Source organism: Streptomyces sp. NPDC038135, assembly GCF_055601245.1.
The window spans coordinates 181,210-200,958 of sequence record NZ_JBVJXS010000007.1 but is presented as its reverse complement, the minus strand read 5'-3'; the positions used below and the strand labels follow the sequence as shown (position 1 = coordinate 200,958).

General features: G+C 72.2%; 18 protein-coding genes and 1 tRNA gene. 12 read left to right on the top strand and 7 right to left on the bottom strand.

Translation table 11 applies throughout. The annotated features are described in order from the left end of the window. Nucleotides 1–240: 240 nt before the first annotated feature. The 4 genes from ACZ7JA_RS21240 to ACZ7JA_RS21225 form a co-directional block, all read right to left on the bottom strand. Nucleotides 241–1,074 carry an S-methyl-5'-thioadenosine phosphorylase gene (locus ACZ7JA_RS21240; RefSeq protein ID WP_351664932.1) on the bottom strand — a complete coding sequence of 278 codons (834 nt, stop codon included), beginning with the start codon at nucleotides 1,072–1,074 and terminating at the stop codon, nucleotides 241–243. 100 nt (nucleotides 1,075–1,174) lie between these two features. After that, nucleotides 1,175–1,489 (bottom strand): FmdB family zinc ribbon protein, encoded by a 315-nt coding sequence (locus ACZ7JA_RS21235; RefSeq protein WP_351664930.1) that lies wholly within the window; start codon nucleotides 1,487–1,489, stop codon nucleotides 1,175–1,177. A gap of 67 nt (nucleotides 1,490–1,556) precedes the next feature. Further along, nucleotides 1,557–2,855 (bottom strand): MFS transporter, encoded by a 1,299-nt coding sequence (locus ACZ7JA_RS21230; RefSeq protein WP_389303409.1) that lies wholly within the window; start codon nucleotides 2,853–2,855, stop codon nucleotides 1,557–1,559. A gap of 280 nt (nucleotides 2,856–3,135) precedes the next feature. Further along, entirely contained in the window at nucleotides 3,136–4,647 is a 1,512-nt protein-coding gene (locus ACZ7JA_RS21225) for a potassium/proton antiporter (RefSeq protein ID WP_351665059.1), read from the bottom strand. A 202-nt stretch (nucleotides 4,648–4,849) separates the two neighbouring features. Between ACZ7JA_RS21225 and ACZ7JA_RS21220 the strand changes: the two genes are divergently transcribed. After that, complete coding sequence (locus ACZ7JA_RS21220) at nucleotides 4,850–7,675, top strand: penicillin acylase family protein (RefSeq protein WP_389303412.1); 2,826 nt, start codon at nucleotides 4,850–4,852, stop codon at nucleotides 7,673–7,675. Between the two features lie 72 nt (nucleotides 7,676–7,747). On the opposite strand, the gene ACZ7JA_RS21215 is transcribed toward ACZ7JA_RS21220, so the two are convergent. Then, nucleotides 7,748–8,401 carry a 5-formyltetrahydrofolate cyclo-ligase gene (locus ACZ7JA_RS21215; protein ID WP_470809719.1) on the bottom strand — a complete coding sequence of 218 codons (654 nt, stop codon included), beginning with the start codon at nucleotides 8,399–8,401 and terminating at the stop codon, nucleotides 7,748–7,750. A 61-nt stretch (nucleotides 8,402–8,462) separates the two neighbouring features. On the opposite strand from ACZ7JA_RS21215, the gene galU reads away from it, so the two are divergent. From galU to ACZ7JA_RS21180, 7 genes are all read left to right on the top strand, one after another. Then, the gene (galU, locus tag ACZ7JA_RS21210) at nucleotides 8,463–9,374 is read left to right on the top strand and encodes a UTP--glucose-1-phosphate uridylyltransferase GalU (RefSeq protein ID WP_351664922.1); all 912 of its coding nucleotides are present in this window, start codon (nucleotides 8,463–8,465) and stop codon (nucleotides 9,372–9,374) included. After that, entirely contained in the window at nucleotides 9,371–10,693 is a 1,323-nt protein-coding gene (gene glp, locus ACZ7JA_RS21205; protein WP_351664920.1) for a molybdotransferase-like divisome protein Glp, read from the top strand. The genes galU and glp overlap by 4 nt, the downstream gene beginning before the upstream one ends. Before the next feature lie 111 nt (nucleotides 10,694–10,804). Next, the gene (gene moaC / locus ACZ7JA_RS21200) at nucleotides 10,805–11,317 is read left to right on the top strand and encodes a cyclic pyranopterin monophosphate synthase MoaC (RefSeq protein ID WP_470809716.1); all 513 of its coding nucleotides are present in this window, start codon (nucleotides 10,805–10,807) and stop codon (nucleotides 11,315–11,317) included. Then, nucleotides 11,314–11,829, top strand: a complete 516-nt coding sequence (locus ACZ7JA_RS21195; RefSeq protein ID WP_393436201.1) for a MogA/MoaB family molybdenum cofactor biosynthesis protein — start codon at nucleotides 11,314–11,316, stop codon at nucleotides 11,827–11,829. The genes moaC and ACZ7JA_RS21195 overlap by 4 nt, the downstream gene beginning before the upstream one ends. Further along, nucleotides 11,826–12,476 carry a GNAT family N-acetyltransferase gene (locus ACZ7JA_RS21190; RefSeq protein WP_351665057.1) on the top strand — a complete coding sequence of 217 codons (651 nt, stop codon included), beginning with the start codon at nucleotides 11,826–11,828 and terminating at the stop codon, nucleotides 12,474–12,476. The genes ACZ7JA_RS21195 and ACZ7JA_RS21190 overlap by 4 nt, the downstream gene beginning before the upstream one ends. 186 nt (nucleotides 12,477–12,662) lie before the next feature. After that, on the top strand, nucleotides 12,663–13,919 hold the full coding sequence (gene sepX, locus ACZ7JA_RS21185) for a divisome protein SepX/GlpR (RefSeq protein ID WP_450751290.1): 1,257 nt from the start codon (nucleotides 12,663–12,665) through the stop codon (nucleotides 13,917–13,919). Between the two features lie 93 nt (nucleotides 13,920–14,012). Then, nucleotides 14,013–14,086 (top strand) — tRNA-Ala (locus ACZ7JA_RS21180). Nucleotides 14,087–14,135: 49 nt separating this feature from the next. Here ACZ7JA_RS21180 and ACZ7JA_RS21175 read toward each other — a convergent pair. Beyond that, nucleotides 14,136–14,612 carry a GNAT family N-acetyltransferase gene (locus tag ACZ7JA_RS21175; protein WP_389449951.1) on the bottom strand — a complete coding sequence of 159 codons (477 nt, stop codon included), beginning with the start codon at nucleotides 14,610–14,612 and terminating at the stop codon, nucleotides 14,136–14,138. A 67-nt stretch (nucleotides 14,613–14,679) separates the two neighbouring features. Here ACZ7JA_RS21175 and ACZ7JA_RS21170 point away from each other — a divergent pair, with 67 nt between their 5' ends. Continuing rightward, nucleotides 14,680–15,483: an exodeoxyribonuclease III gene (locus tag ACZ7JA_RS21170; RefSeq protein ID WP_470809713.1), complete on the top strand. Its 804-nt coding sequence runs from the start codon at nucleotides 14,680–14,682 to the stop codon at nucleotides 15,481–15,483. A gap of 27 nt (nucleotides 15,484–15,510) precedes the next feature. On the opposite strand, the gene ACZ7JA_RS21165 is transcribed toward ACZ7JA_RS21170, so the two are convergent. Continuing rightward, entirely contained in the window at nucleotides 15,511–16,131 is a 621-nt protein-coding gene (locus ACZ7JA_RS21165) for a MerR family transcriptional regulator (RefSeq protein WP_351665055.1), read from the bottom strand. Nucleotides 16,132–16,320: 189 nt separating this feature from the next. Between ACZ7JA_RS21165 and ACZ7JA_RS21160 the strand changes: the two genes are divergently transcribed. Genes ACZ7JA_RS21160 through ACZ7JA_RS21150 form a run of 3 tightly spaced genes read left to right on the top strand, consistent with a single transcriptional unit; the run spans nucleotide 16,321 to nucleotide 19,684 of the window. Continuing rightward, nucleotides 16,321–17,850 (top strand): flavin-containing monooxygenase, encoded by a 1,530-nt coding sequence (locus ACZ7JA_RS21160; RefSeq protein WP_351664908.1) that lies wholly within the window; start codon nucleotides 16,321–16,323, stop codon nucleotides 17,848–17,850. Then, nucleotides 17,847–18,803 (top strand): alpha/beta fold hydrolase, encoded by a 957-nt coding sequence (locus ACZ7JA_RS21155; protein WP_389449945.1) that lies wholly within the window; start codon nucleotides 17,847–17,849, stop codon nucleotides 18,801–18,803. The genes ACZ7JA_RS21160 and ACZ7JA_RS21155 overlap by 4 nt, the downstream gene beginning before the upstream one ends. Beyond that, nucleotides 18,800–19,684: an SDR family oxidoreductase gene (locus ACZ7JA_RS21150; RefSeq protein WP_351664904.1), complete on the top strand. Its 885-nt coding sequence runs from the start codon at nucleotides 18,800–18,802 to the stop codon at nucleotides 19,682–19,684. Before ACZ7JA_RS21155 ends, ACZ7JA_RS21150 begins: the two co-directional genes overlap by 4 nt. Nucleotides 19,685–19,749: the final 65 nt, after the last annotated feature.

Here is a 19,749-nt window from a genome sequence, read left to right as displayed (position 1 = left end):
TCCGTCGGCCCCGGCCTCCCGGGCCCGCCCCGGTCTCCGGCCCTGGTTCGTCGGCCCCGGTCTCCCGGCCATGGTTCGCGGGCCCTGGCCTCCCGGCTTTGGTCCGTCGGCCCCAACCCGTCGGCCCTGGCGTTCTTCCCCGATCCCTCCGCCCCGGCCCTGGCCCGACCGCCCCGACCTCCGGCCCCGACCCGTCCGCCCCGCCTCTTCACCTCACAGCAGGTCGAACTCAGCCTCAGCTCACGGCAGGTCGAACCCCGGGTCCATCCCGCCCAGCGCGTTCACGCACAGGCAGTCCCGGTCGCCGGTGCCCGGCAGCGCCGCCACCGCGTCGAACAGCACCTCCCGCAGCCTGTCCACGTTGGCCGCGAACACCTCGAGAACCTCCTCGTGCGAGACGCCCTCGCCGCTCTCGGCGCCCGCGTCGAGGTCGGTGACCAGGGTCAGCGACGTGTAGCAGAGCTCCAGTTCACGGGCGAGCGCCGCCTCGGGGTGGCCGGTCATGCCCACCACCGACCAGCCCTGCGCCTGGTGCCACAGCGACTCGGCGCGGGTCGAGAAGCGCGGCCCCTCGACCACGACCAGCGTGCCGCCGTCCACCGCCTCCCAGTCCCGGCCGCGCGCCGCCTTGAGCGCGGCGGCCCGCCCGGCCGGGCAGTACGGGTCGGCCATGGACACGTGCACCACGTTGGGCACCGTGCCGTCGGGCAGCGGCAGGCCGTCGAAGAAGGTCTGCGTCCTGGACTTCGTACGGTCGACGAACTGGTCCGGCACGAGCAGGGTGCCGGGCCCGTACTCGGGGCGCAGCCCGCCCACCGCGCAGGGGCCGAGCACCTGGCGGACGCCGACCGAGCGCAGAGCCCAGAGGTTGGCGCGGTAGTTGATGCGGTGCGGCGGCAGATGGTGGCCGCGGCCGTGCCGGGGCAGGAAGGCGACCCGCCGGCCGGCCAGCTCACCGAGGAAGAGTGAGTCGCTGGGCTGTCCGTAGGGGGTGTCCACCTGGACCTCGGTCACGTCCTCGAGGAACGAGTAGAAGCCCGAGCCGCCGATTACGCCGATCTCTGCGTTCGCCATGACGAGCACATTAGCTGCCCGGGACGCCGTGGTGGAGCCGGTGCCGGGGTATGCCGAAGGCCCCGCCGTCGCAGGACGGCAGGGCCCGGTGAGCGGTGGCTCAGGCCGCGGAGGTGCTGGTGGAGCCGGACGTCGTGGTCGAGGACGACGAGGACGCCGACGAGGACGACTTCGCGTCGGACGAGGAGCCGGCCGAGGACGAGGTCGACTTCGACGCCGGGCTGCTGCTCGACGAGGAACCGCGGGAATCGTTGCGGTAGAAGCCGGAGCCCTTGAAGACGATGCCGACCGCGGAGAACACCTTCTTCAGGCGGCCGCTGCAGGCGGGGCACTCGGTCAGGGCGTCGTCGGTGAACTTCTGCACCGCCTCGAGGCCCTCGCCGCACTCGGTGCACTGGTACTGGTACGTCGGCACTGTCTTCCTCCTGGCACTCTCACTCGATGAGTGCTAACGACGATCCATAGTGACGTATTCCCGGTGTTCAGTCCACCGTCACGGGGACGCGGTGACCGACGCCACGTGCGACCGTGCGGCTCTGGGACCGCGCGTCGAGCCGTGAACGCAGGGCCACCAGGGTGAGCAGCGCGAGCACCGTACCGGCCATCGGCACCAGGAATCCCGCGCCGTCCCACAGCCGGTCCTCCAGCTGGCCGGCGACGGTGACGGCCGCCGCCTGGCCGAGCGCGACGGCGCCGGTCAGCCAGGTGAACGCCTCGGTCCGGGCCTCGGCCGGGACCAGACCCTCGACCAGGGTGTAGCCGGTGATCAGGGCCGGGGCGATGCACATGCCGACCAGCAGGCCGAGGCCGGCCAGCAGCGGCACCGAGTGCGCCGTCCACAGCGCCGACGCGGTCAGCGCGAGCCCGGTGTAGCCGAGGACCAGGCGGCGCTGCGGCGCGGCCTTCCAGGCGATCGCGCCGCAGACGATGCCGGAGAGCATGTTTCCCGCAGCGAAGACGCCGTACAGGACGCCGTTCAGACCGGGCTCGCCGATCGACTCTGTGTACGCGGCCAGCGACACCTGCATGCCGCCGAACACGGCGCCGATGCCCAGGAACGTCACGACCAGCACGCGCACGCCGGGCACGCGCAGGGCGGACTCGTGGCGCACGCGCGTGTGCCCGCTGCCGGCGCTCACCGGCGGCTGCGTGCTCCTGCTCGCGGCGAACAGCAGGCCGCCGACGAGGGTCAGCGCGGCCTCGGTCACCAGGCCCGCGGACGGGGTGACGGCGGTGCACAGCGCGGTCGCCAGCAGGGGTCCGAAGACGAAGGTCAGCTCGTCGGTGACGGACTCGAAGGCCGCCGCGGTGGTCATCAGGGGCGAGCCCTGGAGCTTCACGCCCCAGCGCGCGCGCACCATGGGGCCGACCTGCGGCACCGAGGCGCCGGTCGGTACGGCGGCCACGAACAGCGCCCACAGGGGCGCGTGCGCCAGCGCGAGCGCCGTCAGGCTCAGGCCCGACAGGGCGTGCACGAGGACACCGGGGACGAGGACCGCGCGCTGCCCGTAGCGGTCGGCGAGGCGGCCGCTGTAGGGCGCGAACAGCGCCATGGAGACACCGGTGGCGGCCGCGGCGGCGCCGGCGGCGCCGTACGAGCCGGTGGTGTGCTGCACCAGCAGCACGATGGAGATGGTGAGCATCGCGAACGGCTGGCGTGCCGCGAAGCCGGGGAGCAGGAACGTCCAGGCGCCGCGGGTGCGCAGCAGCTGTCCGTATCCGGGGCGGGGCGGCGCCGGCGAGGTCTTCTCCGGGTCGGAGGTGGTGACCGTGGATCCCACGGCCCGTGCCTTTCTGCCGCCTGGTAGCGCGGGTCCCGTGCGGGGTCCGGGCGCCGAGAGCTGTCCTCTTGCGCGGAACTGCGGTAGATACCGGTGCCCACGAAGAGTGGAGGCGACCCGGCCGCCATACGGTCGCGCCAGCTCTGCGTCAGGCAGAGTTGGTTCGATCAGGGTGCGCCTTCATCGTACAGGGATCATCGTTCACCGACCTGTGAAAACGAGCACCATCGGCGGGTGCCGCCTGGGATTGCGGGCGGTGTGAACGGTACGAAACCTCCGCTCAACGGGAGCCGCCCCGCCCGGCCCCGTCCGCGCCCAGCCAGTCCGCCAGCTTGCCGCCCTGCGCGACCGCGCGCAGGCGCCGTTCCGCCGCGTCGCGCACGGGGTCGGTGGCGACCACGAGGAGCTCGTCCCCGTGCCGCAGCACGGTGGTGGGCAGCGGGACGAACGACTTGCCCTCGCGGACGACGAGCGTGACGGCGGCGCCGGGCGGCATCCGCAGCTCGCTCACCTCGACGCCGTGCATCCGGGAGCCCTCGGTGATCGCGAGGGACAGCAGATGGCCGCGCAGCCGCTCCAGCGGCGCCGACTCGATGCCGAGGTCGGAGGCCTCGCCCTGCTCGCCCAGCCGCAGCTTGCGGGCCAGCCAGGGCAGGGTCGGGCCCTGGACGAGGGTGTAGACGACGACCAGTACGAAGACGATGTTGAAGATGCGGCGGCTGCCGCCGACGCCCGTCACCATCGGGATGGTCGCCAGGATGATGGGCACGGCGCCGCGCAGCCCCGCCCACGACATCAGCGCCTGCTCCGACCACGGCACCCGGAACGGCGCCAGACTGAGCACCACGCTCAGCGGCCGGGCCACCATGGTCAGCACCAGCCCGATGAGCAGCGCCGGCACGACGTCGTCGCCCAGTTCGTGCGGGGTGACGAGCAGGCCGAGCAGGACGAACATGCCGATCTGCGCGATCCAGCCGAGCCCCTCGGCGAAGCCGCGGGTGGCGGGCCAGTGCGGCAGCCGCGCGTTGCCCAGCATCATCGAGGCCAGGTAGACGGCGAGGAAGCCGCTGCCGTGGGCCAGCGCCCCGGCCGCGTACGCCGTGACGGCGATGGCCAGGACGGCGATCGGGTAGAGGCCGGAGGCGGGCAGGGCGACGTGCCGCAGCCCCCAGGAGCCGAACCAGCCCACCGCGAGGCCCAGGGCGGCGCCGATGGCCAGCTCCAGCGCGATCTCGCCGACCAGGACGTACCAGTGCTCGACCGGACCGGTCGCGGCGAAGGCGACGACCAGGATGACCACCGGGGCGTCGTTGAAGCCGGACTCCGCCTCCAGCGTGGCCGTCACGCGCGTGGGCAGGGGAACGCGCCGCAGCACCGAGAAGACCGCCGCCGCGTCCGTCGACGACACCACCGCGCCGATGATCAGCGCCGTCCGCCAGTCCAGCCCCACCAGGTAGTGCGCGCCCGCCGCCGTGACCCCGACGCTGATCCCGACTCCGACCAGGGCCAGCACCGAGGCCGAGGCCATGACCGGCCGGACTTCTTTCCACTTGGTGCCGAGACCGCCCTCGGCGAGGATCACGACGAGGGCCGCGTACCCGATGACCTGGGTCAGCGCGGCGCTGTTGAAGCCCACGTGACCGAGGCCGTCCTGCCCCATGACGACGCCGATGCCCAGGTAGACGAGCAGGCTGGGGAGCCCGCTGCGCGAGGAGATCCGGACGGCCGCGACGGCGACGAGGAGGACGACGGAGCAGACGAGCAGGAGCTGGTTGAGGTGGTGAACGTTCAGCGGCGGTTCCTCCCCTTGGTTCTCCGGTTACTTCGTTACCTTACCTAACTCTTGACGCTTTCTTGACGCTTGCCGAGGCAAGATCGAACGCCCGTGCGTGCCGGTTCCCGACTCCGCGTCAAGCGCGATCGAGCCCTGCGCCTATGGTTGCTCCAGCACTCCAGGACCGCCTGCCGCTCGCGTTAGGACAGCAAGGACAGCGATGCCCCCCAACACCACCGCCACAACGGGTGACACCGCCACGACGGGTGTCGCGCCCAGCACGACCGGGAGGAAGAAGGGGCGCAAAGGCCGGCTCCTCGTGCTGGTGCTCGTCCTGGCCATCATCGGCGGCATCGCCTACGGGGCGTTCTGGTCGATCAGCACGGTCCGGGCCTCCTTCCCGCAGACCAAGGGCTCGATCACGCTCGACGGCCTGTCGGGCCCCGTCGACGTCAAACGCGACGGCAACGGCATCCCGCAGGTCTACGCCTCCTCGGACGAGGACCTGTTCATGGCCCAGGGCTACGTCCAGGCCCAGGACCGGTTCTACGAGATGGACGTGCGCCGCCACCTGACCTCCGGGCGCCTGTCTGAGATGTTCGGCAAGAGCCAGGTCAAGAACGACGAGTTCCTGCGCACGCTCGGCTGGGACCGGGTGGCGAAGCAGGAGTACGACACCAAGCTGTCGGCCTCCACCAAGAAGTACCTCCAGGCCTACGCCAAGGGCGTCAACGCCTACCTGAAGGGCAAGGACGGCGCGGAGATCTCCCTCGAGTACGCCGCCCTGGGCTTCACCAACGACTACAAGCCCGTCGAGTGGACCCCGGTCGACTCCGTGTCCTGGCTGAAGGCCATGGCCTGGGACCTGCGCGGCAACATGCAGGACGAGATCGACCGGGCCCTGATGACCAGCCGCCTCGACCCGCAGCAGATCGCGGACCTCTATCCGGAGTACCCCTACAGCCGCAACAAGCCGATCGTGCAGGAGGGGCAGTACAGCGAGCTGTCCAAGACCTTCCAGCAGAGCGGCTCCGCGAGCGGCTCGCAGGGCGCCACGGGCACCGGCACCGGCACCGGAACGGGAACGACGGGCACCGGTACGGGAACGGGTACGGGAACCGGCGCCCAGAGTTCGACCGGCTCGGCCCTCACCAGCCAGCTCGCGGGCCTCTACAAGGTCCTCGACGACGTGCCCGCCGCCGTCGGCGTGAACGGCCAGGGCATCGGCTCCAACTCCTGGGTGGTCGCCGGGAAGTACACGATCACCAAGAAGCCGCTGCTCGCCAACGACCCGCACCTGTCGGCGTCGCTGCCGTCCGTCTGGTACCAGATGGGCCTGCACTGCCGCAGCGTCTCCGCCACGTGCCAGTACGACGTCACGGGCTACACGTTCGCCGGAATGCCCGGTGTGATCATCGGCCACAACGCGGACATCGCCTGGGGCATGACCAACTCCGGTGTCGACGTCAGCGACCTCTACCTGGAGAAGCTCTCCGGCGACGGCTACCTGTACGACGGCAAGGTGCGGCCCTTCAAGACCCGCGAGGAGACCATCAAGGTCGCCGGCGGGGAGGCCAAGAAGATCGTCGTCCGCCAGACCGCCGACGGCATGCCCCTGCTGTCCGACCGCGACGACGAACTCGTCCAGGTCGGCCGGCGGGCCGGCGTCAACACCGCGGCCCCCGACCGCGGCGACGGCTACGGCATCGCCCTGCGGTGGACCGCGCTCGACCCGGGCACCTCGATGGACGCCGTGTTCGCCCTCGACAAGGCGGCCGGCTGGAGCGACTTCCGGTCCGCGGCCGCCCTGTTCGACGTGCCCTCGCAGAACCTGATCTACGCCGACACCAAGAACCACATCGGCTACACGCTGCCCGGGAAGATCCCCACCCGCTCCTCGGGCGCCGACGGCTCCGTCCCGGTGCCCGGCTGGGACGCCAAGTACCGCTGGACCGGCTTCGTCAAGGACGACGAGCTGCCCTACGAGTACGACCCGGAGCGCGGCTACATCGTCACCGCCAACCAGGCCGTGGTCGACAAGGACAAGTACCCCTACACCCTGACCACCGACTGGGGTTACGGCACCCGCAGCCAGCGCATCACCGACCTGATCGAGTCCAAGATCAAGGACGGCGGCAGGATCTCCACCGACGACATGCGGCAGATGCAGATGGACAACAGCAGCGAGATCGCCAAGCTGCTGGTGCCCAAGCTGCTGAAGATCAACCTGGACGACAAGTCCGTCCGCGACGCCCAGAAGCTGCTGGAGGGCTGGGACTACACCCAGGACGCCGACTCCGCGGCCGCCGCCTACTTCAACGCCGTCTGGCGCAACGTCCTCAAGCTCGCCTTCGGCAACAAGCTCCCCAAGGAGCTGCGCGTCAAGGGCCAGTGCCTGTGGGTCGACAAGGCCGACAGCACCGGGCCGGTCGACGACGACGGCAAGGTGCGCGAGTGCGGCGAGCGCGACGCCGACCAGGCGCAGCCGGACGGCGGCGACCGCTGGTTCGAGGTCGTGCGCAAGCTCATGGACAAGCCGGACAGCGACTGGTGGAAGACGCCCGAGCGGGGCACGCGCCCCGCGGCGACCGACCGCGACTCCCTGTTCGCCCGCGCCATGATCGACGCCCGCTGGGAGCTGACCTCCAAGCTCGGCAAGGACATCGACACCTGGAGCTGGGGCCGGCTGCACCGCCTGTTCCTGAAGAACCAGACGCTCGGCACCGCCGGCCCCCAAGCCCTGCAGTACATCCTCAACCGCGGCCCCTGGAAGCTCAGCGGCGGCGAGGCCACCGTCAACGCCTCCGGCTGGAACGCCGCCGGCGGCTACAACGTCGTGTGGGTGCCGTCCATGCGGATGGTGGTCAACCTCGCCGACCTCGACAAGTCCAAGTGGATCAACCTGACCGGCGCCTCCGGGCACGCCTTCAGCGCCCACTACACGGACCAGACCGGCAAGTGGGCCAAGGGCGAACTGCTGCCCTGGTCCTTCTCCGGCCAGGCGGTCGGCAGGAGCACCAGCGACACCCTCGTCCTCCGGCCGTGAGCCGCTGACCCGACCGGAGCCGGACGGCCCTCCACGCGCGCGTGGAGGGCCGTCCGTCGTGTGCGGGCCCGCTCAGGCGCCCGTGAGGCGGTGCGCGCCCGACGGCGTCACCACCGCGTGCACCGGCCGGTCGTGGGCCTGCGCCGGGACCCGCTCGACGACCTCCGTGTCGTACAGCAGCACCACGAGCGCGGGCCCCGCGCCCGCGCGCTCCAGGCGCGCGAGCACCCGGTCGTACGACCCGCCGCCGCGTCCCAGGCGCATCCCGCGCGCGTCGACCGCGAGCCCGGGCAGCAGGACGACGTCCGCCCCGGTCACCGCGGCCGGGCCGAGCCGCTCGCCGGAGGGCTCGAACAGGGCCATTTTTCCGCCATGTTGAACACGCGCGAGGGAGTCGGGGCCGGTGTACTCTCCCCAGTCGAGATCGTTGTCCGGCAGCAGGACGGGGAGCAGGACGCGCACGCCCCGCGCGCGCAGGGCGTCCAGCAGGGCGAGCGTGCCCGGCTCGGCGCCGACGGAGACGTAGGCCGCCACCGTGCGCGCCCCCGCCAGTTCGGGCAGCTCCAGAGCGCGCCGGGCCAGCGCCTCGCCCGCCGCCCGGACGACATCCTCCGGCAACCTGTTCCTCACCGCGAGGAACTCCCGCCGCAATGTTCGCTTGTCAGGCTCGGCCGTGCGTCCGTCGTGTTCCACTGGTCGTTCCGCACCCTTTCTCAATGTGCTCATATGAGTGCCAATTGACCGGAGCCTCAGAATCCCTACAAAGGCACCGGATAAGGTTGCCGACATGACTCAGTCGCACCCCAGGATCAGCAAGGCTGTCATCCCTGCAGCAGGCCTCGGCACCCGGTTCCTGCCGGCCACCAAGGCCACTCCCAAGGAGATGCTGCCGGTCGTGGACAAGCCCGCGATCCAGTACGTGGTCGAGGAGGCCGTGTCGGCGGGGCTCGACGACGTCCTCATGATCACCGGACGCAACAAGCGTCCCCTCGAGGACCACTTCGACCGCAACTACGAGCTGGAATCGGCGCTGCAGAAGAAGGGCGACGCCGGCCGGCTCGCGAAGGTGCAGGAGTCCAGCGACCTGGCCACCATGCACTACGTGCGCCAGGGCGACCCCAGGGGCCTCGGCCACGCCGTGCTGTGCGCGGCCCCGCACGTCGGCCAGGAGCCCTTCGCCGTGCTCCTCGGCGACGACCTGATCGACCCCCGCGACCCGCTGCTCCAGCGCATGATCGAGATCCAGGAGCAGCACGGCGGCAGCGTGATCGCCCTCATGGAGGTCGCGCCCGAGCAGATCCACCTCTACGGCTGCGCGGCCGTGGAGAGCACCCCCGACAGCGACGTGGTCAAGGTGACCGGGCTGGTCGAGAAGCCGGACCCGGCGGACGCACCCTCCCACTACGCGGTCATCGGCCGCTATGTGCTCGACCCGCACGTCTTCGACATACTCCGCAAGACCGAGCCCGGCCGCGGCGGCGAGATCCAGCTCACCGACGCCCTCCAGCAGCTCACCGAGGACGAGAAGGTCGGCGGCCCGGTGCACGGCGTCGTCTTCAAGGGTCGCCGCTACGACACCGGCGACCGTGGCGACTACCTGCGTGCCATTGTCAGACTGGCGTGCGAACGTGAGGATCTGGGCCCGGACTTCCGGACCTGGCTCCGCAGTTACGTAGCCGAGGAGATGCAGCAACGTTGAGCAGCGCCGCGACCCGCCCCGCCGGCCCGGACGACCTGTGGTCGGTGGACGACCACCTGGAGGACATCCTCGGCAGCGTCCGCCCCCTGGAACCCATCGAGCTGCAACTGCTCGACGCCCAGGGGTGCGTCCTGGTCGAGGACATCACGGTGCCGGTCTCCCTGCCGCCGTTCGACAACAGCTCCATGGACGGGTACGCGGTACGGGTCGCGGACATCGCGGGCGCCAGTGAGGAGTTCCCGGCCGTCCTCGAGGTCGTCGGCGACGTCGCGGCGGGCGCGGGCGAGCCGGTGCGGGTCGGGCCCGGCCAGGCCGCCCGCATCATGACCGGCGCACCGCTGCCGCCCGGCGCCGAGGCCGTCGTACCCGTCGAGTGGACCGATGGCGGACTCGGCGAGGGGCCCGTCACCGGGATGCGGTCGCGGAGTCTGGCGCCGGAGGGGTCCGAGGGGCAGGTGCGGGTGCACCGCCCCGCCGAGGCGCGCGCGCACGTGCGGGCCAAGGGCAGCGACGTGAAGGCCGGCGACCTGGCCCTGGAGGCCGGCACCATCCTCGGCCCGCCGCAGCTCGCGCTGCTCGCCGCGGTCGGCCGGGGCTCGGTGCGGGTGCGCCCGCGCCCGCGGGTGGTCGTGATGTCCACGGGCAGCGAACTCGTCCAGCCCGGCGAGGCGCTGGCGAACGGCCAGATCTACGACTCCAACAGCTTCGCCCTCACCGCGGCCGCCCGGGACGCCGGCGCCATCGCCTACCGGGTCGGCGCCGTCGCCGACGACGCCGACACCCTCCGGTCCACCATCGAGGACCAGCTCGTCCGCGCCGACCTGATGGTCACCACGGGCGGGGTGAGCGTCGGGGCGTACGACGTCGTCAAGGAGGCGCTGTCCCACGCCGGGGACGAGGACGAGCCGGGCAGCGGGGTGGAGTTCCGCAAGCTCGCCATGCAGCCCGGCAAACCCCAGGGCTTCGGCTCCATCGGGCCGGACCACACTCCCCTGCTGGCCCTGCCCGGCAACCCGGTCTCTTCGTACGTCTCCTTCGAGCTGTTCGTCCGGCCCGCCATCCGCACCCTGATGGGCCTCGAGGACGTCCACCGGCCCCGGGTCAGGGCCACCCTGACCGCGGACGCGCCGCTGCGCTCGCCCAAGGGCCGGCGCCAGTTCCTGCGCGGCGCCCACGCCGACGGCACGGTGCGCCCGGTGGGCGGCGCCGGCTCCCATCTGGTCGCGGCGCTGGCGCACGCGGACGCGCTGATCGTCGTCCCGGAGGACGTGGAGTCCGTGGAGCCGGGCACCGAGGTGGAGGTCGTGCTGCTCGGCTGAGGGGCCCCGGGGGCCTGGCCCGGTGCCCGGCCCGGCTTGGCGGTAGCGTGTCGCGCACAGCAGGCCCGTGCACCGCACCGCGACGGGCCCGGACCGGGAGCGTCACACAGCATGACTGAGCCTTCCCGGGGGGACACCCCCGGAGCCGCCGCACAGGACCGACTGACGCACATCGACGCGGCGGGCGCGGCCCGCATGGTCGACGTGTCCGACAAGGACGTGACCGCCCGCACGGCGCGCGCGAGCGGCCGGGTCCTCGTGTCACCCCGGGTGGTCGAGCTGCTGCGCGGGGAGGGCGTGCCCAAGGGCGACGCCCTGGCCACCGCGCGCATCGCGGGCATCATGGGCGCCAAGCGCACCCCGGATCTGATCCCCCTGTGCCACCCGTTGTCGGTGTCCGGTGTGAAACTGGACCTGTCGGTCGCGGACGACGCCGTGCGGATCGAGGCCAGCGTCAGGACGACGGACCGCACGGGCGTCGAGATGGAGGCCCTCACCGCGGTGACGGTCGCCGCGCTCACCGTGATCGACATGGTCAAGGCGGTCGACAAGGGAGCGGTCATCACGGACGTACGGGTCGAGGAGAAGACGGGCGGCAAGTCGGGCGACTGGAGCCGGGCATGAGCGCCGGGCCGTACCGCGCGCTGGTCGTCACCGCCTCCAACCGCGCCGCCGCCGGGGTCTACGAGGACAAGGGCGGCCCGCTGATCGCCGAGGGCCTCGCGCGCTTCGGGTTCGCCGTGGACGGCCCGCGGGTCGTGCCCGACGGCGACCCGGTGGCCGCGGCGCTGCGGGAGGCCGTGGCGGCCGGTTACGACGTGGTGGTCACCACCGGCGGCACCGGCATCTCGCCCACCGACCGCACGCCCGAGGCCACCCGCCAGGTGATCGACCACGAGGTGCCGGGCATCGCCGAGGCCATCCGCGCGTTCGGCCGGGAGAAGGTGCCCACCGCCGCGCTCTCCCGCGGGCTGGCGGGGGTGGCGCGGGGGACGCTGATCGTCAATCTGCCGGGTTCCAGCGGCGGGGTGCGGGACGGTCTCGCCGTCCTGGAGCCGCTGCTGGTCCACGCCGTCGACCAGATCCGCGGCGGTGACCACCCCAGACCCGGCCCCGGCAGCGGGGGTGCGAGCTGAACAGCCCCTCCTGGCCCGTCGTACTGGCGGACGGCGATGTCGTCCTCCGGCCGATAAAGCTGCGCGACCAGCGGGTCTGGCGCGAGGTCAACCGGCGCAACCGCGACTGGCTGCGCCCGTGGGAGGCGACCATCCCGCCGCCCACGCCCAGCGGTCCGATCACCCACCGGCCGACCTACCGGCAGATGGTCCGGCACCTGAGGTCCGAGGCCAACGCGGGCCGGATGCTGCCGTTCGTCATCGAGTACCAGGGGCAGCTCGTCGGGCAGTTGACGGTCGCCGGGATCACCTGGGGGTCGATGTGCTCGGGTCACGTCGGCTACTGGGTGGACGAGTCGGTGGCCGGCCGCGGGGTGATGCCCACGGCGGTCGCGCTGGCGGTCGACCACTGTTTCCGTACCGTCGGCCTGCACCGGCTCGAGGTCTGCATTCGCCCCGAGAACCGGCCCAGCCGCCGGGTGGTGGAGAAACTCGGATTCCGCGAGGAGGGGCTGCGGCCGCGTTATCTGCACATCGACGGGGCCTGGCGCGACCACCTCGTCTACGCGCTCACGGCGGAGGAGGTGCCCGACGGCCTGCTCACGCGCTGGCAGCGGGCCCGGTCCGAGCGGGAGCGGCGGGAGAACACCCCGCGGAATCCCGCCTGACCCCCGAAATTGAATAAGTGTTCGAAATTGATCGCCCGGCGACCGTCCCGGAGCATTCAATTCGCGACTTCCCGCGGTCCGCTGATCGCATCGGTCGCAAAAAAAGCTCGAAATATCAGCCAGATCGTGCGACACACCGGCCCAATTGGCGGATGGCCTCACGCAAACCCCTCTACCGTGTGAGACGTGAGCAGCAGCGGCCTCATCTACGCAGTCATCGTCGGGGCCTGGGCCGCCTACTTGGTGCCGATGTGGCTCCGTAGGCAGGACGAGCTGAACGAGGCCCGTCCGACGGAACGCTTCAGCACCGCCATCCGGCTGCTGTCCGGACGGGCGGGCATGGAGCGCCGGTACGCCAAGGACCTGCGGGCGCGCTCCACCCAGGAGGGGGAGCCGGACACCGGCGACCCGGACGCCGTCACCGACTCGGTGGACGTCCGGTCCTTCGCCATGCCTCCGACCCGCCGTCAGGTACGCGCCGACGTCGAACCCGAGCCTGCGGGCCGGGACGAACCGGCGCGCGACCAGTCCGGCGTCCCGGCGCCCAAGTCGTCCCCCGCCACGCCCAGGTCCACGCCCGCCCCGAAGTCCGCGTCCGCGACCGGCTCCGTGCCCGTGCCCGCTCAGGCCCGGGTGCCCGCCCCGCGGAACACGGCCGCGGCACAGGCGGCCGCAGCACGGGCCCGGCGCTCGAAGGTGCTCGCGCGCCGCCGGCGCACCACCGTGATGCTCTTCATCGCCTTCACCGCCGGCGCCATCGTCGCGGCCGTCGGCGGCCTCGCCTTCCTCTGGGCGCCCGGCGTGCCCGCGCTCATGCTCAGCGGCTACATCGGGTACCTGCGCACGCAGGAGCGCCGCCGCTTCGCCTACCACATGGACCGCCGCCGCGCCGAGGACGCCGCCCGCAGCCTGCGCGAGCGTCAGCCCCGGCGGCGCGCGTCCGTCGACGTGGAGCCGGCGGCCGGCGAACCGGACGAGGAGCCCGCGACCGGGACCGACACCGGTATGTCCGCGCTCGCCGCCGACCGCCGTGCCCTCGTCGAGCAGACCGACCACGCCGAATGGGTCGACCAGCAGCGCGAGCGGCAGCGGCGGCCCGGCCACGGGGACAGCTGGGACCCGGTGCCGGTGCCGCTGCCCACGTACGTGACCGCGCCGGTCGCGCCCCGGGCCACCTCCGACGTCGACCTCGGCGCGCCCGACACCTGGAGCTCGGCCCGCTCGGGCCCCCTGGTGCCGGAGCAGGACGGCCACGTCCCGGACGCCGAGACGGACCGGCAGACCGCCGGGCGCGAGCCGGCCGAGGGCCGCGGCGACACCGTCCCGCCCGCCCGGTCCCGCTCGCGCGGTGCGGCCTCCGCGCGCCGGACGCGCGAGCGCGGACGCACCCCGCTGTTCGACCAGTACGAGGACGGCGACCGGCCGCGCGCGGCCAACGAGTGACAGCCGTCACCCCCCTGGAAGCCCGCCCCTGACCAGTCAGGGAACGGATTTCCAAGCACCCCGACGGGGATGCTAGAGTTTCACTCGTTGCAAGGGCCTGTGGCGCAGTCCGGTAGCGCACCTCGTTCGCATCGAGGGGGCCAGGGGTTCAAATCCCCTCAGGTCCACGCAGCATGAAGCCCCAGTCGGTGAAAGCCGACTGGGGCTTCATCGTGTTCAGAGCCGCTTGGCGTAGCAGAGGCTCTCCTCGTAGTGGCGGTAGTAGCCGAACTTGGCGCAGGGCTCGTAACCGCTCGACGTGTACAGGGCGATGGCCTCCGGCTGCTTGGTGCCGGTCTCCAGGACCATGCGGACGCGGCCGGCCATCCGGGCGTCCTCCTCCAGGGCCGCGAGGATGCGGCGGGCGAGGCCGAGGCCGCGCATCTGCTCGACGACGAACATCCGCTTGAGCTCCGCGTCGCCGTCCTCGTTGCCCTCGCCGTTGCTGTCCTGGCTGCGCCAGCCGCCGGTGGCGACCGGCCGATCGCGCTCGTCGTACGCGATCAGATACACGCCCCGGGGCGGATCGAAGTCGGTGGCGTCGAGCACCGTGGCGTCGCCGCCGTCGCCGTAGCGCAGGTGGTACTCCTCCTGGACCACGTCGTTGAGCTTGACGGCGTCGGGGTGATCGAAACGAACGGGACGAATATTCATGCTGGGCATCGTACTTCTATGCATAGGGAAAGACTGACCTCGACCAGTGTGCCGGTATCGTGCCCGGATGCTGACTGTGACCTCGGTGAACGTGAACGGGCTGCGGGCCGCCGCCAAGAAGGGCTTCGTGGAGTGGCTCGCCCAGACCTCCGCGGACGTCGTCTGCCTGCAGGAGGTGCGCGCCGAGCCGCACCAGCTCCCCGAGGAGGTGCGGCAGCCCGAGGGCTGGCACGTGGTGCACGCCCCGGCCGCCGCCAAGGGACGCGCGGGCGTCTCGCTGTACACGCGCCGCGAACCCGACCGCGTCCGCATCGGCTTCGGCTCGGCGGAGTTCGACGGCAGCGGGCGCTACGTAGAGGCCGACCTGCCCGGCGTCACCGTCGTCTCGCTCTACCTCCCCTCGGGCGAGGCCGGCACCGAGCGCCAGGACGAGAAGGTCCGCTTCATGGACGAGTTCCTGGTCCACCTCAGGGAGCTGCGCGAGCGGGCCGCCGCCGACGGACGGCACGTGGTGGTCTGCGGCGACTGGAACATCGCCCACCAGCAGGCCGACCTGAAGAACTGGCGCGGCAACACCAAGAACTCGGGCTTCCTCCCCGAGGAGCGGGAGTGGCTCAGCCGCGTCCTCGCGGCGGAGGACGGCGGCTACGTGGACGTCGTGCGCGCCCTGCACCCGGACGCGGAGGGCCCGTACACGTGGTGGTCGTACCGGGGGCGGGCCTTCGACAACGACTCGGGATGGCGGATCGACTACCACCTGGCGACGCCGGGGCTCGCGGACCGCGCGGTCAAGGGATTCGTCGAGCGCGCCGCCACGCACGCCGAGCGGTGGAGCGACCACGCGCCGGTGACCGTCGTGTACGACCTCTGAGGAATCCGGGGGCCGCGGGCGGCCCGCTCAGCCCCGCTTGCTGATCCTGCGGTCCAGGGCCAGGGAGAGTTCCGCCTCCACGACGCTGCGGGCCAGGGGGCGCAGGCGGTGGAGGTCCTCCTCGGGGGCGTGGCGCAGGATCATGTCGGTGAACAGGGCGGCGAGGGCGTCGGCGTGCTCGCGGACGCGCTTGCCGGCCGCCAGGACCTCCGCCAGGGGTATGCCCTCGCGGACCAGGGCGGAGGAGACGTCCAGCAGGCGGCGGCTGATGTGGACGATCTCGTCGCCGTCGGTGCCCAGGTAGCCCAGGTCCATGGCGGCGGCCAGGTTCTCCGGGGTGACCTCGCCCTCGAAGCGGGCGGCGAGTTCCTCGGGGGTGAGGCGGACCGGCTCCTCCTCGGTGGGGGTGCCGACGCCGAGCAGGTCGGCGACGTCGCGGCCCTGGTCGAGGGCCTCCGCGAGTTCCGCGATGCCGGTGAGGGTGTGGCCGCGCTCCAGAAGCGCCGCGATGGTGCGCAGGCGGGCCAGGTGGTGGTCGTCGTACCAGGCGATACGGCCTTCCCGGCGGGGTGGCGGGATCAGCTTGCGTTCGCGGTAGAAGCGCAGGGTGCGCACGGTGATGCCGGCCAGACGGGCCAGCTCCTCCATGCGGTACTCACGCGTCCCGCCGCCCTGTCCGACCTCGTGTCCGCCGTCGTCCGTCACGTTCGCAGCCTATGTTGTACCGCCGGTAACTTTCCCTTTCCCACCCCCTACCGCTCGGTACGCCGCTGCTCTACAGTCCCATTGCGCCAGTGTTCACTGGCAGAGTCCAAGGCGATGCGTGGAGGCTTCGGGATGGCCGAGCACGAGCATGTACGGGTGGCGGTGATCGGGTCCGGGTTCGGCGGACTGGGAGCCGCGGTGCGGCTGCGCCGCGAGGGGATCACCGACTTCGTCGTCCTGGAGCGCGCCGACAGCGTCGGCGGCACCTGGCGGGACAACAGCTACCCCGGGTGCGCCTGCGACGTGCCCTCCCACCTGTACTCCTTCTCCTTCGCGCCCAACCCCGACTGGCCGCGCACCTTCTCCGGGCAGGAGCACATCCGCGCCTACCTGGAGCACGTCACCGACGTCTTCGGGCTGCGTCCGCACATCCGCTTCGGCGCGGAGGTGAAGCTGATGCGCTGGGACGGCGAGCGGCTGCGGTGGGAGATCGAGACGGCGCGGGGCACGCTCACCGCCGACGTCGTGGTGTCCGCCACCGGCCCGCTGTCCGACCCGAAGGTCCCCGAGATCCCGGGGCTCGAGTCCTTCCCCGGCAAGGTGTTCCACTCGGCTCGCTGGGACCACGACTACGACCTGCGCGGCAAGCGCGTCGCCATGGTCGGCACCGGCGCCTCCGCCATCCAGATCGTGCCCGCCATCCAGCGCCAGGTCGGCCGGCTCACCCTCTTCCAGCGCACCCCGCCCTGGGTGATGCCGCGCATGGACCGCGCCATCAGCGCCGCCGAACGCCGGCTGCACCAGGCGCTGCCGTTCACCACCCGGCTCAGGCGCGGACTGCTGTGGGGCATCCGGGAGCTCCAGGTGCAGGCGTTCACCAAGCACCCCGACGAACTCGGCCTGGTCGAGCAGCTCGCGAAGCGCAACATGGCCCGCGCGGTCAAGGACCCGGCGCTGCGCGCCAAGCTCACCCCGGACTACCGCATCGGCTGCAAGCGGATCCTGCTGTCCAGCGAGTACTACCCGGCACTGGCCCGGCCCAACGTGGACGTCGTCGCGAGCGGGCTCAGCGAGATACGCGGCTCCACCGTCGTCGCGGCCGACGGCAGCGAGGCGGAGGTCGACGCGATCATCTTCGGCACCGGCTTCCACGTGACGGACATGCCCATCGCCGAGCGGGTGGTCGGGGCGGAGGGCGTCACGCTCGCCGAGACCTGGAAGGGCGGCATGCAGGCGCTGCGCGGCGCCTCGGCCGCCGGGTTCCCGAACTGGATGACGATCATCGGGCCCAACACCGGCCTCGGCAACTCCTCGATGATCCTCATGATCGAGTCCCAGCTCAACTACATGGCGGACTACCTGCGCCAGCTCGACGTGCTGGGAGGCCGTGCCGCCCTCGACGCCCGGCCCGCCGCCGTCGACGCCTGGAACCTCGAGGTGCAGGAGCGCATGAAGCGGACCGTGTGGAACACCGGCGGCTGCACGAGCTGGTACCTCGACCCGAGCGGCCGCAACACCACCATCTGGCCCGGTACGACGGCCGAGTTCCGGCGCGCGACCCGGCGGGTGGACCTGGCGGAGTACGAGGTCGTCCGGCAGCCCGGCGCCCCGGCCGCCGAGGCCGGTCCGGTGGCGGAGCAGCAGAGCGAGGCCGCCGTATGAGCCGGACCGCCGCGACGGCCACCGGCCCGTACGCCCCGCCCGAGCCCTCCCGCACCCTCACCGTGGTCTCCGCGGACGGCGCCCCGCTGCACGCCGAGGTGCACGGCCCCGAGGACGCGCCGCCCGTCGTCCTCTCGCACGGCTGGACCTGTTCGACCGCTTTCTGGGCGGCGCAGATACGCGAGCTGGCGGCCGACCACCGGGTGATCGCCTACGACCAGCGGGGGCACGGGCGCAGTCCGGCGAGCCGCGCCTGCACCACCGAGGCGCTCGCCGACGACCTGGAAGCGGTGCTCGCGCAGACCCTCGCACCCGGGGAGAAGGCGCTCGTCGTCGGCCACTCCATGGGCGGGATGACGGTCATGGCCGCCTCGGCGCGCCCCCGGTTCCGCGAACACGCCGCGGCCGTCCTGCTGTGCAGCACCGGAAGCTCCCGGCTGGTCGCCGAGGCGCGCGTGGTGCCGTTGCGCGCGGGGCGGGCCCGCACCTGGCTCACCGGACGCGTGCTCAGCTCGCGCGCCCCGCTCGGGCCGGTCACGCCGCTGGCGATGCGCGTCCTCAAGTACGGCACCATGGGCGCCGGTTCGGCCCCGCACATGGTGGAGGCGTGCGCCCGGATCGTGCACGCCTGCCCGCGCACGGTGCGCCATGCCTGGGCGGGCATGCTCGCGGCACTCGACCTCGACCACGGGGTACGGGAGTTGCGCGTGCCCACCGCGGTGCTGCACGGCGCCGCCGACCGGCTGACGCCCGTCGTGCACGCCCAAGCGCTGGTCGCCGCGCTGCCGCAGTGCATCGGTCTGACCGAGCTGCCCGGCGTCGGCCACATGTCTCCCGTGGAGGCCCCGGAGCAGGTGACCGGGAGGATCCGCGAGCTCGTCACCACCTACGTCACGGGCGACGCACCCGTCTCCCGTTCCACCGTCGTGCAGCAGATCAAGGAGGGCGCATGAGCAGGGTCAGCCTCGAGGGACAGGTCGCCGTCGTCACCGGAGCGGCGCGCGGCGTCGGCGAGTTGCTCGCCCGCAAGCTCTCCGCGCGCGGCGCCAGGGTCGCGCTGGTCGGCCTGGAGGAGGACGCGCTCAAGGAGGTCTCCGGGCGGCTGCACAGCGAGAGCGCGCACTGGTACGCCGACGTCACCGACCACGAGGCGATGAGCCGGGTGGCGCGTGAGGTGAAGGAGCGCTTCGGCAAGGTCGACATCGTCGTCGCCAACGCCGGCGTGGCGACCGGGGGTCCCTTCATCGACTCCGACCCGGACGCCTGGCGGCGGGTGATCGAGGTGAACCTGATCGGTTCGGCGGTCACGGCCCGCGCGTTCCTGCCGGTGCTGGTCGAGAGCCGGGGCTACCTGCTGCAGATCGCCTCGCTCGCCGCGATCACGCCGGCGCCGATGATGTCGGCGTACTGCGCCTCCAAGTCGGGCGTGGAGGCCTACGCGCACAGCCTGCGGGCCGAGGTCGGCTACCAGGGCGTCCGGGTGGGCGTCGGGTACCTGTCCTGGACCGACACCGACATGGTGCGCGGCGCCGACCAGGACGACGTGATGCGGGAGCTCAGGCAGCGGCTGCCGTGGCCGTCGAACAAGACCTACCCGCTGGGCCCGGCGGTGGACCGGATCGTGGAGGGCATCGAGCGGCGCTCGGCGCACGTGTACGGGCAGTGGTGGCTGCGGGGCATGCAGGGGGTGCGCGGCTACCTGCCGGCGCTGATCGGAACCGTCGGCCAGCGGGAGATGCGGCGGTTCGCGCCGCGGCTCCAGGGGATGCGTTCCGGGCTCGTCGGCGCAGGTGGGGAGGCCGATGAGGCGGCCCGGGCTACGCAGCGTAACTGATCGACATGCGCAGCGTGTTGGGCCGTGTGAATCTGGTCGAGGCCCCACCGGGGGCCAACCCCCCA